Origin of the sequence: Aquimarina algiphila, assembly GCF_007489275.1 — a bacterium.
GTDB classification, from domain to species: domain Bacteria; phylum Bacteroidota; class Bacteroidia; order Flavobacteriales; family Flavobacteriaceae; genus Aquimarina; species Aquimarina algiphila.
In genome coordinates, this window is sequence record NZ_VLNR01000212.1 from 1 (window position 1) to 408 (window position 408).

A 408-nucleotide genomic window follows, 5' to 3' on the forward strand; every position below is an offset into this window, starting at 1 on the left:
ACCCCAATCGCTGGGTGGCCCCTGCGCATTTGTATTTCAGCCCGGATAATAAGCGTAATGGCTTTAATAAAACCTACGATTGGTATCTCAAACAGGAAATCCTTAAAAAAGAGATCCGAAACCAAATCCTAATCCAAAAAACCGAAAAAGAGTGGCAGGATCATGATAAGGGAAAAGGAAAAAACAAACATAAAACCCGATTGCAACTCTTTAGGATTCAACAGCAACGCTTATCTGTCTATAGGGACGATACCCTGATGAGGGAATATGAAAAAAGCCTGCAACGAACCCTTCTAAAACCTATTGCTATATGATTTCGCCAAACTTACCGAGTATATCACTCTGCAAATGTATTGTATATTTTCATGATGGAAATTCCAGGACATTTTATTCCCTGGATAAAACCCA

General features: G+C 39.2%; 1 protein-coding gene. It reads left to right on the forward strand.

The features are described from left to right. The coding region (locus FOF46_RS32155) for a hypothetical protein (protein ID WP_167572047.1) at positions 1-314 on the forward strand (314 nt) is incomplete at its 5' end. Between the last annotated feature and the right edge of the window lie 94 nt (positions 315-408).